Source organism: Streptomyces sp. NPDC001796, assembly GCF_042892355.1.
Taxonomy (GTDB): domain Bacteria; phylum Actinomycetota; class Actinomycetes; order Streptomycetales; family Streptomycetaceae; genus Streptomyces.
In genome coordinates, this window is the sequence record NZ_JBIAUC010000010.1 from 71,495 (window position 1) to 85,288 (window position 13,794).

Below are 13,794 nucleotides of genomic sequence, written 5' to 3' on the forward strand. Positions count from 1 at the left end.
GGCGGGACTGATGTGGCGGAAGAGGTCATTTCAGCGGGGGCGGCGCGGCCTGGGGTGCCGTACCCCACCCGGACGGCCGCGCGCCGACCGTGAACTCCAGCGTGCCCATCCGGCGCAAGGCGTCCGTCGTGACGTACGTGCGTTCGTACACCGTTCCGTCGATGTGCACGTTCTGGACGTACCGGCGGCTCTGTGACGTGCCGGGTGCGGCGATGGTCAGCCTGCCGCGCGGGTAGTACGCCCGGTCGAGCACCAGGTCGACACGTTCGAACACCGGGGTGGTCAGACCCCAGGTGGGATAGCCGGGCTGTACGGGGAAGAGGCCGATGGACGACAGCACGTTCCAGGCGGACATCGTGCCGAGGTCGTCGTTGCCGGTCATCCCGGTGGGGCCGTTGGTGAAGAGGGTCAGGGCCGCGTGCACGACGTCCGTGGTCTTCCACGGCTGACCGGTCGACAGATACGTGTAGGGGGCGATCAGGTCCGGCTCGTTCTGCGGGTTGTACGTGGCCGCGTTGTAGTAGGCGTACGGTCCGTGCACCCACACTTCACGCGCGGTCCTCTTCGGGTCCTTGAGGAGCTCGTCGTAGGCGAAGAAGTCGTCGAGCCGGTCGTTGGCCGCCTGCCGGCCGCCGATGAGGCCCACCATGCCGGGCAGGTCCTGCGGCACGAGCCACTGGTACTGCCAGGCGGTGCCCTCGTGGAAGCCCTTGCTCTTGGCCGGATCAGCCGACCCGGCGAAGGCCCCGGAGGCGTCCCGGGCGCGGAAGAAGCCGGTCGAGGGGTCGAAGAGGGTGCGGTAGTTCCGCGACCGGGCGGCGTAGCGGGCGGCGTCCGCGGGGTGCCCCAGGCCCCGTGCCATCTGGGCGAGCATGGCGTCCGCGAGCGCGTACTCGAGCGTCACCGACCCGCCGTGGTGGTAGTCGGAGTCGCCGGGCTTGGTGTAGGGGCGGCCCTTGATGTAGGGCGCGAAGCCGTGAGCGATGTACTCGCGGTTCGCCTCACGGCCCGTGTACATGGTGTCGGCGGACGGCACGCCGTCGGCGTTCTTCTTCAGCGCGCGGTACGTCCGCTCCTCGTACCCCTTGAGCAGTCCCTGGTGATAGACGTGGGTCAGATACGGGGTGACGGGGTCGCCGCTCATGATGTTCGTCTCGACCGGGCCGTAGCCCCACTTCGGCAGCCAGCCACCCTGCTCGTCGACCTTCAGCAGGGAGACGGCCATGTCGCGCGCCTCGCGCGGCGCGAGCAGGGACAGCAGCTGGGACTGGGTGCGGTAGGTGTCCCACAGCGACCAGTTCTGGAAGTACGTGAAGCCCTGCGCGCTGTGGACCTTCTGGTCCCAGCCGGTGTAGCGGCCGTCGGCGTCGCTGCCGATGTTCGGCGCGAGGAACGACCGGTACAGCGAGGAGTAGAAGGTGGTGCGCAGAGTGCCGTCGCCGCCCTGGACCCGGACGTCGTCGAGGCGGTCCTCCCAGGCGCGGCGGGCGGCCTCCCGCACCGAGTCGAACGAACGGCCGTAAGTGGTAGCGAGGTTGACGTCGGCGCCGTGCGCGTCGACGTACGAGAGCGCGGTGGTCGCCTCGACGGTGCGGTTCTTGGTGGTGTCGAACGTGACGTAGGCGCCGTTGCGCCCGGGCCCCGTGGACTTCGTCGCCCCCGGGGTGATCGAGTCCTGGTACCAGGTCCCGTGCGCGGTGAACGGCCGATTGAAACGGGTGACGGTGTAGACCGTGTACGGCCGGGTGGAGCGGCAGAAGCCGGCGCCCGTGATCTCGGTGCGCACGGTGCGGTCGTCGAGGATCTCGACCTTGGAGGACACGTTCTTGTGCAGCGCCTGGCCGGCGTTGAGCAGCACGTTCGCCTTGACGGTGGCCGGGAAGGCGTAGCGCTGGACGGCGGTGCGCTGGGACGCCGTCAGTTCGGCCTCGATGCCGTTGTCGAGGCCGACCCTGTAGTAACCGGGGCTCGCCTGCTCGTTCGCGTGGCTGAACTTGGCCGCGTACTTGGCGTAGTCCGTCTCGGTCACGTCACCCGTCGTCGGCAGCACCGGCAGGTCTCCTCCGATGGCGCAGCCGACGCCGGAGAGGTGCACGAGGGAGAAGCCGCGGATCCGGTTCTGGGTGTGGTCGTAGCCGGTGTTGTGCCCGGTGTCCGGGGAGAACTGCACCATGCCGAAGGGCACGGCGGCGCCGGGGAAGGTGTTGCCCTCGTCCTGTGTGCCGATGAAGGGGTTGACCAGGCCGGTGAGCCCGCCGTCGCGCGGCTCTGCGGCATGGGCGGCCGGCGGGAGGCACAGCGAAGAGGCCACCACCGTGCTCGCGGCGGCGAGGCGCAGGCGCCGGGTGCGTCTCATCTGGGAAGACCTCCGGAGGTTGATGTCGTCGAGCACATGGTGGTGGCGGGGCGTCAGTTTCGCGGGCAACCGGCGGGGTTGTTCCGGGACGCGTCGCGGATCAGCGCCTGGTGCGCGATCCGCGAACGCGCGGCGTCCGGCTCGAGGGCCCGGCGGTCATGGCCGAGCAGACCGCGGTCGACATCCACGAGTCGTGGGTGAGCTGGAGCCGCCTGCCCGAACCGATCCACCGGCCGGAGGGCACGCCGAAGATGCGGCGGTCCCCCTTACGGTCCTTGTGCCGCTCGATGCCGGAGAGCTGCGACTCCACGGGATGGGCAACGAGGATGTGCTCGCCGGGGTTCTTCCCGAACGGCGGCCGTTCACCCGCCCGTGCTGCCCGGCGCTGCTACCGGGCCGGGTCGGCGTCGTAGTCGTTCCTGGCCCGTTCGACCTCGTCCAGGTGCTCGGCGGACCATTCCGCGAGGTGCGCGAAGAGCGGGGCGAGGCTGCGGCCGAGTTCGCTGATCTCGTACTCGACCCGTGGGGGTACCTCCGGGTGGTACGTGCGCACGATCAGCCCGTCGCGCTCGAGTTGCCTCAGTCGCTGGGTCAGCACCTTGGGCGTGATCCTGTCGATGCGACGCTGAAGTTCGACGAAGCGCTGACGGCCGTGGGTGTGGAGGGTCCACAGGATCGGGGTCGTCCAGCGGCTGAACACGAGGTCGACGACCGGGGTGATGGGACAGGCGAGTTCGGGGTCGGTCGCCGCGGACGCCACCCAGGTCGCTTCACCGGCCATGTGCACCCCTCCGGGATAGCCACTTTCCTGTAGGTACCTACTATACCGACGGTGTTAGCGTCCCTGTGTCTCGACAACCACTTCGAAACAACAGGGAGTTGGCCATGTTCGTAGTGACGGGGGCCACCGGCAACGTCGGCCGGTCGCTCGTGCGGATCCTGGTGGCCGCCGACGAGCAGGTGACCGCGACGTCGCGCGGGATCTCGGAGGCCGACATGCCGGAGGGTGTGCGGCGGCGGACGGCGGACCTGACCGACCCGGAGAGCCTCCGGCCCGTGTTCGAGGGCGCCGATGCGGTCTTCCTGCAGAACGGCGGCCCCAGTGCGCACCTGCTGAACCCGCGGGACATCCTGGACGTCGTCAAGGCCGGCGGTGTCGAACGGGTGGTGCTGCTGTCGTCGCAAGGGGTCGCGACCCGGCCGGAGTCGGGCTCGCACGGAGGCGTCGCGCGCGCCATCGAGGACGCCGTACGCGAGTCGGGCCTGGAGTGGACGATCCTGCGACCCGGTGGCTTCCACTCCAACGCGTACGCCTGGGCCGAGGCGGTCCGTACCCGGCGGGCCGTCGCGGCGCCGTTCGGAGACGTCGGACTGCCCACCGTCCACCCCGGCGACATCGCCGAGGTCGCCGCGGCGGCGCTGCGGGAGGACGGTCACCACGGCCTCGTCCACGAGTTGACCGGGCCGTCGCTCACCACGCCCCGGCAAAGGGCGGAGGCGATCGGCGACGCGCTCGGCGAACCCGTACGGTTCACCGAGCAGACCCGCGACGAGGCCCGAGCGGAGATGCTGCGGTTCATGCCCGAGCCGGTGGTCGAGACCACGCTGACCATCCTGGGCGAGCCGACCCCAGCCGAACAACGCGTCAGCCCCGACGTCGAACGCGTCCTCGGCCGCCCGGCCCGCCCCTTCGCCGACTGGGCCCGGGAGAACGCCGCCGCCTTCCGCTGACACGGGAGCGGATGGTGGCCCGGCCCCACAGCGTCTACGACACCCGCTGCCCCTTCCCCAGCGCGATCACTCCGCCCTTCGACACCGTGTACAGCTCCGCGTCCCGTTCCGGGTTGACGCCGATCGTCGCGCCCGGGGGTACTTCCACGTTCTTGTCGAGAACCGCTCCGCGGACGATCGCGCCGCGGCCGACGTGGACGTTGTCGTGCAGGACCGAGCCCTGGACGACGGCGCCCGGGTCCACCAGGACGCCCGGGGACAGGACCGACCTCGTCACCTGGCCCCGGATCAGGCACCCGGCGCTGATGATCGACTCGCTGGCGATGCCTCCCGAGCTGAAGCGGGCCGGTGACAGCTGGTTGGAGTGCGTGTAGATCGGCCAGTTGCGGTTGTAGAGGTTGAAGGCGGGGCGCTCCGCGATCAGGTCCATGTGCGCCTCGTAGTACGCGTCCAGGGTGCCCACGTCCCGCCAGTAGCCCCGGTCGCGATTGGTCTCGCCGGGCACATGGTTGGCGCTGAAGTCGTACAGCTGGGCCTCACCGCGCTCAGTGAGCTGCGGCAGGATCGAACCGCCCATGTCGTGCACCGAGTTCTGGTCCTCGGCGTCCCGCTGCAACGCCTCGATCAGTGCCTTGGTGGTGAAGATGTAGTTGCCCATGGAGGCGAAGACGGTGTCGGGGTCACCCGGCAGGCCGGGCGGGTCGGCGGGCTTCTCCAGGAAGCGTTCGACCGTCTGACCGTCCGAGCCGGGGGTGATCACGCCGAAGGAGGAGGGCTCGGCGCGCGGCACCCGTATGCCCGCGACGGTCACGCCCCCGCCGCCCTCGATGTGCTGCGCGAGCATCTGCCGGGGGTCCATCCGGTAGACGTGGTCGGCGCCGAACACCGCCACGTACTCCGGCTGTTCGTCGTGGATCAGGTTCAGCGACTGCAGGATCGCGTCCGCGCTGCCCAGGTACCAGCGCGGGCCGAGCCGCTGCTGGGCCGGTACCGGGGTGACGTAGTTGCCGAGCAGGCTGGACATCCGCCAGGTGGTGGTGATGTGCCGGTCCAGCGAGTGCGACTTGTACTGCGTGAGCACGCAGATGCGCAGGATGTCGCCGTTGACGAGGTTCGACAGGACGAAGTCCACGAGGCGGTAGGTCCCGCCGAAGGTCACGGCCGGTTTCGCACGGTCGGCGGTCAGCGGCATCAGCCGCTTGCCCTCCCCGCCGGCCAGTACGATTCCCAGCACCGAAGGTCCACCGCGCCGCATGCCGCCGCCCCTCTACGCCCGGTTGTGCTGCACTTTGCTGACTACTACCCCTGTTTGAGGACATCCTCGTACAGGCGGACCGTGCGCCGGGCCACCGCGTCCCAGCCGAACTCCCCCGCCGCGCGCTCCCGTCCGGCCTCGCCCATCCGCCGCGCGGCCACCGGATCGGCGAGGACGGCGTCGAGGGCGCGCGCGAGGTGCTCCTCGAAGCCGTCGTCCACGTCGACCAGCAGGCCGGTACGGCCGTCGTCCACCACCTCCGGAATGCCACCGGTGCGCGAGGCCACCACGGCGGTGCCGCACGCCATGGCCTCCAGGTTGACGATGCCGAGCGGCTCGTACACCGACGGGCAGACGAACACGGTGGCATGGGTCAGGAGCTGGATCACTTCCGGGCGCGGCAGCATCTTGGGGATCCAGTGCACGCCCTCACGGCCCCGGCTCAGCTCCTCGAACAGGTCACGGAACTCGCGGTCGATCTCGAGGGTGTCCGGCGCGCCCGCGCACAGGACGACCTGGACCGCCGGGTCGATGTGCCGCACCGCGCGCAGCAGATGGGGCACGCCCTTCTGGCGGGTGATCCGCCCGACGAACAGGACATAGGGGCGGTCCGGGTCGACGCCGATGCGGGCGAGGACGTCCGTGCCGGGGTCCGGCCGGTACAGGGTGGTGTCGATGCCGTTGTGCACGACGTGGACCCGTGCCGGGTCGAGGGCCGGGTAGCAGGCGAGGATGTCGTCGCGCATGGCGCCGGAGACGGCGACCACCGCGTCCGCGGCCTCGATCGCCGTGCGCTCCGCCCAGCTGGAGAGCGCGTATCCGCCGCCGAGCTGCTCGGCCTTCCAGGGGCGCAGCGGCTCCAGCGAGTGCGCGGTCATCACGTGCGGGATGCCGTAGAGCAGCTTGGCGAGGTGGCCCGCGAGGTTGGCGTACCAGGTGTGGGAGTGGACCAGCTCGCGGCCCTGGAGGGCGGCGGTCATGGCCAGGTCCACGGAGAAGGTGCGCAGCGCGTCGTTGGCCGAGTCGAGGCCGGTCCACGGCCGGTGGCGGATGACGCCGCCCGCTCCGCCCTCGCCCCAGCAGTGCACGTCGAGGTCGACGAGGGAGCGCAACTCCCGGGCGAGGAACTCGACATGGACGCCTGCACCGCCGTACACGTCCGGCGGGTACTCCCGGGTCAGCAGTCCCACTCGCACCCGGTACCCCCTGTCTCAGCGGCTGGTTCCCACATGGTCACCCAGATGCGGCCGTTGCGGAAGACCACCCGTGTTCACTCCTGCCCCGGCGGGCGGTCGAAGCAGCAGTCGCCGCACAGTCCGCCCCCGGGCAGCCGGTAGTAGAGGCAGCAGCTGCGGCGGCGGCCGGTGGCGGGGTCCACGGTGCCGGACAGGTCGGGGTGCGCGAACAGTCCCGCGGCGAGGGAGCGGGCCCGCTCCCCCACATCCGTACGGCCGGTCTCCCGCGCCCAGCGGTCGACCATGCGGACGGTACCGGCGAGCGCGGAGCCCGCGTTTCCCCACAACAGCCGTGCGGAGACGCTGTGGCGCGCGTTGAGGGCGGCCGTGAGGGGCACGAGGTGCCCCTCACGTACGACCGTGTCGAGCGAGGCGACGGGCAGCGGGCGCACCTCGCTCAGCCACAGGTCGTCGGGCACGCCGCCCTCCGGGTCCCAGCGCAGCAGCCGGGGATCGAGGTCGGGCACCCACCCGCAGAGCGCGGCGCAGCCGAGCGCGACGGACCAGATCCGGGCCGCCAGGCCCTGGTGGGCGAGGGAGGCGGCAACCCGGAGTTCCGGTGCCCGGAGACTGTCCGCGACCTTGCGGATGCGCGCGGCCAGCGGATCCGCGCCGCCCTCCGGCGGCTCGGACGCGTACGCCTGCGCCAGCGTGGGCAACGCCCCACGTGGCGGCGCTCCGGTGCGCAGAACGAAGAAGCCGCCGAGCGCGCCGAGCGCCGGGAGGTCGAGGTCGAGGTCCACGAGCTCAGTACTACCAAGCGCGCTGCGTGCTCCGGGCTCCCGGCTCCCCCTCCGGGCTCAGCTCCTGCCCAGGGGCACCCGCCCGTCGGCACCCCTCCTGGGGATGAGAGAAACGCTCTCGTACTCCATCGGCAGTATGACCCGATGAGTGCTCAGGGACGACGACGGGAACAGCCTCGCACGGCATCGTGTTGACCATGCAGGAAGACCGTTCGTCGCGCCGGGCCGCCCGCTCCGGCCCCACGCGAAGGAGGCGCTGATGAGCGCCCTCGCGTTGTCCGTGCTCCTGTCGCTCGTCTCCGCCGTCGCGTACGCGGGCGGGGCGATCGTGCAGGAGCAGGTCGCCGTGTCCGCGCCCGACCGGTCCTACGCGCCGCTGCGCAGGCCGGCCTGGTGGGCGGCGGTCGTGCTGAACGGTCTCGGCGGACTGCTGCATGTGGCGGCGCTCGCCTACGGCCCCTTGAGCCTGGTCCAGCCGTTGGGCGCGCTGACCATCGTGTTCGCGCTGCCGATGGCGGCCCTGTACGTGGGCCGCCGGGCGGGGACGACCGCCTGGCGCGGTGCCGTCATGGCGACCGTGGGCCTCGCGGGCCTGCTCTCCCTGGTCGGGGCCTCCGACACGCACTCCCTCGGTGACGCCCAGCGGATGACGCTGGCCCTGGTCACCGCCGGTGGCGTGATGGCGCTGATGGTCGCGGGGCGGGCGACGCGCCGGCATCCGGCGGTGCGCAGCGTGCTGTTGGCGGTGGCGTCCGGTGTCGCGTTCGGCATGTCGTCGGTGTTCACCAAGACGGTCGCGGTGGACTGGACCGGCGGGGTCTCCCTCGGGGACCTGCCGAGCCTGGCGGCGATAGGCGTCCTCGCGACGGCCGGTCTGCTGCTGTCGCAGGCCTCCTACCGGGGCGCGGGCCTCGCGGCACCGCTCGCCACGCTGACCGTCGTCAATCCGGTGGCGGCGGCCGCGGTGGGCATCACCCTGTTCGGCGAGACCTTCCGCTACGGCACCACCGGCACCTTGCTCACCCTGGTCTGCGGTGTTCTCGCCGCCGGCGGACTGGTCCTGCTGACCTCGGAGCGGATCGACGGCGAGCGGCGCCCTACGGCGGTCGGCGAGGCCGTCACGGAGGCCGCGGGCGAGCCGTGGCCGAAGGCGCGGTCGTTCCCGGAGCCCGCGATGCCCGTGCGGGAGACCGTGCCGGGCGAGCAGGACGTGGTCGAGAAGGCGCCCGAGGACCGGGACCCCGCCACGTACGACGAGCCGTCGTACCCCTACGGCCCCTTGCACACCGGGGTGTTCATTCCGGCGCCCGCCATGGACCGGCATCGCGCTCGGGCCGGGTCCTGAACGGTCCGGTCGTGTCGGACGGCACCGGACCGACCGGTGTCAGACGGTGACGCCACCCGCACGGAGATAGGCGACCGGATCGATGTCGCTGCCGAACCCGGGCCCCGTGCGCACCTCGAAGTGCAGATGCGGGCCCGTGCTGTTGCCCGTGGAGCCGGAACGGCCGATGCGCTGGCCCGCCACCACGCTCTGCCCGTCCCTGACGGAGATCGCCGAAAGATGGGCGTACTGCGTGTAGCGGCCGTCGGCGTGCCGGATGACCACCTGGTAGCCGAAGGAGCCGCCCCAGCCGGCGCCGACCACCTGCCCGGCCGCGACCGCCCGCACGGAGGTGCCGGTCGGCACGGGGAAGTCGACGCCGGTGTGGTAGCCCTTCGACCACGCCGACCCCGCGGCGTGGTAGCGCGTGCCCGTGGCGGCGTTCACCGGGGCGACCATGGAGTGCGTGGGGGCGCTGTGATGCGAAGGCGTCTTCCGGGAGGTCGACTTGTGGGTTCCCTCGGACGTCCTGTGGATCCGCTCGGAGGTCTTGTGAGTCGTTGCCTCGGAGTTCTTGCGAATACGCTCCGGCGCCGCCTCCGGGTGCGCCGGGGCCTTGGCCGCCTTGCCGGCCTCGGCCCGCAGGTTCAACCGCTGGCCGGGCAGGATGAGGTCCGGGTCCGCGCCGACCGTCGTCCGGTTGGCCGAGTACAGCCGCTGCCAGCCGCCTTGGACGTGGTGGGAGTCGGCGATGCCGGAGAGCGTGTCGCCGTGCACCACGGTGTACATCTCGGTGGTGCCCGCCTGCGACTGGGGCGTGGTCTGCGGTTTCACGTCGCGAACGGAACGTTTGACGGTCGCCGGCGCGGCCTCCGGCGTGTCGGGTCCGGATCCGCCCCGGGTCAGTCCCGCGCGTACGGAGCACACCGGCCAGGCGCCGGGCCCCTGTCCCTTGAGGACCTTCTCGGCCACGGCGATCTGCTGGTCCCTGGTGGCCATGTCCGCGCGACGCGCGTATGCCGTCCCCCCGTAGGCCTCCCAGGTCGACTGCGTGAACTGCAGTCCCCCGTAATAGCCGTTGCCGGTGTTGACGCCCCAGTCGCCGCTGGACTCGCAGGCGGCGACCTTGCTCCAGGTGTCCACGTCGGCCGCGTGCACGACGCCGGTGCCGATGAGCGGAAGTGCCATGCCGGCGCCGCCCGCCGTGACGGTGAGCGAGGCGCGGTTGATCCTTGTCGGCTGATACCGGCGGTGCCGGCCGCGTACGGCCATGGGAAGCCCCCTCGACATGCGTCAGGAGGGGCAAAAGTAAACGCCGCGAACAGGCCATGACAAGACGGGGAATCGGTCGCTCCGATGCGTCAACTGGCCGGGAATCGCGCCCGGTTGCGGCTGGCGGAGGGAACTGCCGGGGTGCGCGCGTGGCGCCTGCTCCGCGGCGGGAGATTCCGGATGTGCGGCGGGTGTACCGGCGCGTCACGATGGTCACCGGGCAATACTGACCAGCACGAGCGGCACCACCCTTCGATGATGTCGTCCGCACAGAACCGGCACCGCCGATTCCAGGACCATTAGGAGCCAACCGTTATGAGCACTTCAGCCCAGATCGGCGTCACGGGTCTCGCGGTCATGGGCCGCAACCTCGCCCGTAACTTCGCGCGCAACGGCTATGCGGTCGCCCTGCACAACCGGACCGTGTCACGGACCCATGAGCTGGTGAAGGAGTTCGGCCACGAAGGCGACTTCGTGCCGACCGAGTCCGCGGAGGACTTCGTGGCGGCGCTTGAGCGGCCACGGCGACTGATGATCATGGTGAAGGCGGGCGGGCCGACGGACGCCGTGATCCAGGAGTTCGCGCCGCTGCTCGAGCCCGGCGACATGATCATCGACGGTGGCAACGCGCACTTCGCGGACACCCGCCGCCGCGAGAAGGAACTGCGGGAGCGGGGCATCCACTTCGTCGGCACCGGCATCTCCGGAGGCGAGGAGGGCGCACTCCACGGGCCGAGCATCATGCCGGGCGGCTCGGCCGAGTCGTACGAGTCGCTGGGCCCGATGCTGGAGAAGATCTCCGCGAAGGCGAAGGACGGCGCGCCGTGCGTGACCCACGTCGGCCCGGACGGCGCCGGGCACTTCGTGAAGATGGTGCACAACGGCATCGAGTACGCCGACATGCAGCTGATCGGCGAGGCGTACCAGCTGCTGCGCGACGTCGCCGGCTACTCCCCCGCCGAGATCGCGGAGATCTTCCGCACCTGGAACACCGGCCGCCTGGACTCGTACCTGATCGAGATCACGGCGGAGGTGCTCTCCCACGTGGACGCGGCGACGGGCAAGCCGTTCGTGGACGTGGTCCTGGACCAGGCGGAGCAGAAGGGCACCGGCCGCTGGACGGTGCAGATCGCGCTGGACCTCGGCGTGCCGGTGTCCGGTATCGCGGAGGCGGTCTTCGCCCGCTCGCTGTCCGGGCACACGGCGCTGCGCGAGGCGTCGCGGGGCCTGGCCGGGCCGAAGGCGTCACCGCTCGGCGGGTCCGAGGCGGCGGCCTTCGCGGACCGGGTGGAGCAGGCGCTGTACGCGTCGAAGATCGTGTCGTACACGCAGGGCTTCCACGAGATCGCGTCGGGCAGCGCGGAGTACGACTGGAACATCGACCTCGGCGAGGTGGCGTCCATCTGGCGCGGCGGCTGCATCATCCGCGCGGCGTTCCTGGACCGCATCCGAGCGGCGTACGACGCCCGGGCGGACCTGCCGAGCCTGCTGTCGGACGAGACGTTCGCGCAGGAGATCGCCGCGGCGCAGGACGACTGGCGCGAGGTCCTGGTGGCCGCGACCCGCCAGGGCGTGCCGACGCCGGGCTTCTCCGCGGCCCTCGCCTACTACGACGCCCTGCGCGCGGAGCGGCTGCCGGCCGCGCTGACCCAGGGGCAGCGTGACTTCTTCGGCGCGCACACGTACCGGCGGACGGACCGTGCGGGGTCGTTCCACACGCTGTGGGGCGGGGACCGGTCCGAGGTCGAGGCGTAGGACGCGGGGCGGCTCGGAGGTCGGGCAACTCGGAGGCACGCCCGAGGGCCGGGCGGCTCTGGGGTCCGCCGGTCCCCTCGTGCCGGTCTGCCGGCGGCCGAGTGCGGCAGTGGGCGGGCTACGACAGCGACCGAGTGCAGCAGTGGCCGGGCACGGTAGTGGCCCGGTGCGCAGGCTTTCCGCCCGTGCACCGGGCCGGCGTGCTTTCCGTGCCGGGTCGTCCTACGAGAGGGGCGGCCCCGGTTCTCCGGGTTCGGGGACGGGGTCCGGGCCCGGCGGTTTCGGGATCGGCGAGGGGGGCGGCTCCGGAGTGGGCACCGGCCCCGGGCCGGGGTGCGGGCGGTCGGGGCCCGGTTCGGGCTGCGGGCGGTCGGGACCCGGTCCCGGCGGCACCGGCTCGGGTCCCGGCGGTGTGGGGCCGGGTGCCGGAGGTGTCGGCTCCGGTCCCGGTGGCGTGGGCCCCGGTTCCGGGGGCGCGGGCTCAGGCCCCGGCGCGGGGCCCGGTTCGGGGGTCGGCTCCGGTCCCGGGGTCGGTCCCGGTCCGGGTGGTGGTCCCGGCTGTGCGGGATCGGGGAACGGATGCGTCATCGTGTCCTCCAGCCAGTCGTACGTCGGCCTGGACTTGTCCCCCGGGTACCCGGCCGCCATACGGGCACTCCCCCCGTCGCGGGACGGGGCGAGGCCCGACCAGGCCGCCGCGGACCGCTGCGGCCGGTCGGGCACACCGCACGGCGGCGTCGGCCACCGGTCAGCCTTGTGAACCGTCCCGGGGACCATGTGCCGCCGCGACGGCCGCAGCGGCGAGTCCTGGCTCCGGGCTCGACAGGACCGGGACGGTGGTCGTGGTCAGCTGCCGTGCCGGGGCCATGGACGCCTGGGCGAGGACGATCGTGTCCGCGTCGGTGACCGAGTCGACGGCGTCGGCGATCACGCGGAGGTAGCCGTCGGTGTCCCCGGCCTCGAAACGCGCCCACGCCTCGTCGACGAGCAGGGTGCGCAGTTCGACGGGACCTCGGCCCGCCGCCTCCTCGCGCACCAGGGCGACCGTCGGCTCCAGGGTGCTCTCCAGCGCGGCGACGACGACGATCCGGGGCCCTGTGGCCACCGCGGCCGCGGCCATCGGCCGGTCCACGCGCAGCACCGGCACACCGACGTCCGCCCCCTCGGCGACCGCGCCGATGGTCGAACAGGTGCACAGCACAGCGCGGGCGCCCGCCGCGACGGCCTCCCGCAGGACGTCCCGGACGTCGTCGGCCACGGCGCCGGGGCCGTGCGCGCGGGCGCGGTCCAGCAGCTCCGTCGCCACGTGATGCCGCAGGGCGAGCCCCGGATGGGCCGCGTCGCGCAGCGCCTCGAAGACGGGGATGTGGACGGGCGAGGTGTGCAGCAGGGCGAGCGGGCCGGTGTGCGCGGTCACCGGGCGGCCACGGCCTGCGGGCTGCGCTCCTGGTCGGAACCCGGTACCGGGGCGGACGGGTCGGCGCCCAGTGCCACGATCCGGTTCTCGCCGTCCACGTGCACCACCCGAGGTCGCAGGGCCCGTGCCTCGGCGTCGGAGATCTGGGCGTAGCTGATGATGATCACGAGGTCACCGGGGTGGACGAGATGGGCCGCGGCCCCGTTGATGCCGATGACACCGGAGCCGCGCTCGCCCTCGATGACGTACGTCTCCAGGCGGGCACCGTTGGTGATGTCGACGATGTGGACCTGCTCCCCGGGGAGCAGGTCGGCGGCGTCGAGGAGGTCGGCGTCGATGGTCACCGATCCCACGTAGTGCAGGTCGGCCTGGGTGACGGTGGCACGGTGGATCTTGGACTTGAACATCGTACGAAACACGGAGATACTCCCGACTCGTCTGCTCCCTGCCCGCTTTTTGCAGGTCAAGGGCGGTCTTCGGAGCGTACAACGATTCGCATGTTCGGTCAGCCGTCCCCAGGTGTTTCAGGACTCACACTGACCGATTGCCGACTTTCCTGACGGTTACTCAGAGGGTGCTGAGGGCGCTCGGGGGCGGCATGACTCTCTGGGCTGTCCCGCGCGGCCGATGTTCATGGCGGCGCGCTGACCCGCCTCGGCGGGCGGGGTGCTCACCGCCCGCGCGACCCACGAAGTCACCACACAGG

The 13,794-nt window shown here is 71.8% G+C and carries 12 protein-coding genes; 3 read left to right on the forward strand and 9 right to left on the reverse strand.

From position 1 onward, the window contains the following. Nucleotides 1-25: 25 nt before the first annotated feature. The 3 genes from ACFYZE_RS21440 to ACFYZE_RS21450 form a co-directional block, all read right to left on the reverse strand. Nucleotides 26-2,356, reverse strand: coding sequence for a GH92 family glycosyl hydrolase (locus tag ACFYZE_RS21440; protein WP_388996250.1), 2,331 nt, complete (start codon nucleotides 2,354-2,356; stop codon nucleotides 26-28). Between the two features lie 100 nt (nucleotides 2,357-2,456). Then, nucleotides 2,457-2,666, reverse strand: coding sequence for a hypothetical protein (locus tag ACFYZE_RS21445; RefSeq protein ID WP_388996253.1), 210 nt, complete (start codon nucleotides 2,664-2,666; stop codon nucleotides 2,457-2,459). A gap of 78 nt (nucleotides 2,667-2,744) precedes the next feature. Next, nucleotides 2,745-3,137, reverse strand: coding sequence for a winged helix-turn-helix transcriptional regulator (locus ACFYZE_RS21450; RefSeq protein WP_388996256.1), 393 nt, complete (start codon nucleotides 3,135-3,137; stop codon nucleotides 2,745-2,747). Nucleotides 3,138-3,241: 104 nt separating this feature from the next. On the opposite strand from ACFYZE_RS21450, the gene ACFYZE_RS21455 reads away from it, so the two are divergent. Further along, a complete protein-coding gene (locus tag ACFYZE_RS21455) occupies nucleotides 3,242-4,087 on the forward strand; it encodes an SDR family oxidoreductase (RefSeq protein WP_388996259.1) in 846 nt (281 codons plus the stop codon). Nucleotides 4,088-4,121: 34 nt separating this feature from the next. Here ACFYZE_RS21455 and glgC read toward each other — a convergent pair whose 3' ends face one another. The 3 genes from glgC to ACFYZE_RS21470 all read right to left on the reverse strand — a co-directional run bounded on the left by glgC (nucleotide 4,122) and on the right by ACFYZE_RS21470 (nucleotide 7,320). Then, nucleotides 4,122-5,342: a glucose-1-phosphate adenylyltransferase gene (gene glgC, locus ACFYZE_RS21460; RefSeq protein ID WP_388996262.1), complete on the reverse strand. Its 1,221-nt coding sequence runs from the start codon at nucleotides 5,340-5,342 to the stop codon at nucleotides 4,122-4,124. A gap of 44 nt (nucleotides 5,343-5,386) precedes the next feature. Next, nucleotides 5,387-6,538, reverse strand: coding sequence for a glycogen synthase (glgA, locus tag ACFYZE_RS21465; RefSeq protein WP_388996265.1), 1,152 nt, complete (start codon nucleotides 6,536-6,538; stop codon nucleotides 5,387-5,389). 74 nt (nucleotides 6,539-6,612) lie between these two features. Beyond that, nucleotides 6,613-7,320 carry a (2Fe-2S)-binding protein gene (locus ACFYZE_RS21470; protein ID WP_388996268.1) on the reverse strand — a complete coding sequence of 236 codons (708 nt, stop codon included), beginning with the start codon at nucleotides 7,318-7,320 and terminating at the stop codon, nucleotides 6,613-6,615. A 259-nt stretch (nucleotides 7,321-7,579) separates the two neighbouring features. Here ACFYZE_RS21470 and ACFYZE_RS21475 point away from each other — a divergent pair, with 259 nt between their 5' ends. Next, nucleotides 7,580-8,665 carry a DMT family transporter gene (locus ACFYZE_RS21475; protein WP_388996270.1) on the forward strand — a complete coding sequence of 362 codons (1,086 nt, stop codon included), beginning with the start codon at nucleotides 7,580-7,582 and terminating at the stop codon, nucleotides 8,663-8,665. 39 nt (nucleotides 8,666-8,704) lie between these two features. Here ACFYZE_RS21475 and ACFYZE_RS21480 read toward each other — a convergent pair whose 3' ends face one another. Further along, the gene (locus ACFYZE_RS21480) at nucleotides 8,705-9,916 is read right to left on the reverse strand and encodes a transglycosylase family protein (protein ID WP_388996273.1); all 1,212 of its coding nucleotides are present in this window, start codon (nucleotides 9,914-9,916) and stop codon (nucleotides 8,705-8,707) included. Between the two features lie 315 nt (nucleotides 9,917-10,231). Here ACFYZE_RS21480 and gndA point away from each other — a divergent pair, with 315 nt between their 5' ends. Further along, nucleotides 10,232-11,671, forward strand: coding sequence for an NADP-dependent phosphogluconate dehydrogenase (gndA, locus tag ACFYZE_RS21485; RefSeq protein ID WP_388996276.1), 1,440 nt, complete (start codon nucleotides 10,232-10,234; stop codon nucleotides 11,669-11,671). 748 nt (nucleotides 11,672-12,419) lie between these two features. Here gndA and ACFYZE_RS21490 read toward each other — a convergent pair. Together ACFYZE_RS21490 and panD are read right to left on the reverse strand one after the other, a co-directional pair. Then, nucleotides 12,420-13,088, reverse strand: coding sequence for an aspartate/glutamate racemase family protein (locus tag ACFYZE_RS21490; RefSeq protein WP_388996279.1), 669 nt, complete (start codon nucleotides 13,086-13,088; stop codon nucleotides 12,420-12,422). Beyond that, on the reverse strand, nucleotides 13,085-13,507 hold the full coding sequence (panD, locus tag ACFYZE_RS21495; RefSeq protein WP_388996282.1) for an aspartate 1-decarboxylase: 423 nt from the start codon (nucleotides 13,505-13,507) through the stop codon (nucleotides 13,085-13,087). Before panD ends, ACFYZE_RS21490 begins: the two co-directional genes overlap by 4 nt. Between the last annotated feature and the right edge of the window lie 287 nt (nucleotides 13,508-13,794).

Excerpts from the sequence above, each read along its gene's own strand:
- glgC (WP_388996262.1), bottom strand. The coding sequence starts at position 5,342 with ATGCGGCGCGGTGGACCTTCGGTGCTGGGAATCGTACTGGCCGGCGGG.
- ACFYZE_RS21455 (WP_388996259.1), top strand. The coding sequence starts at position 3,242 with ATGTTCGTAGTGACGGGGGCCACCGGCAACGTCGGCCGGTCGCTCGTG.
- ACFYZE_RS21475 (WP_388996270.1), top strand. The coding sequence starts at position 7,580 with ATGAGCGCCCTCGCGTTGTCCGTGCTCCTGTCGCTCGTCTCCGCCGTC.
- ACFYZE_RS21440 (WP_388996250.1), bottom strand. The coding sequence starts at position 2,356 with ATGAGACGCACCCGGCGCCTGCGCCTCGCCGCCGCGAGCACGGTGGTG.
- ACFYZE_RS21480 (WP_388996273.1), bottom strand. The coding sequence starts at position 9,916 with ATGGCCGTACGCGGCCGGCACCGCCGGTATCAGCCGACAAGGATCAAC.
- gndA (WP_388996276.1), top strand. The coding sequence starts at position 10,232 with ATGAGCACTTCAGCCCAGATCGGCGTCACGGGTCTCGCGGTCATGGGC.
- ACFYZE_RS21450 (WP_388996256.1), bottom strand. The coding sequence starts at position 3,137 with ATGGCCGGTGAAGCGACCTGGGTGGCGTCCGCGGCGACCGACCCCGAA.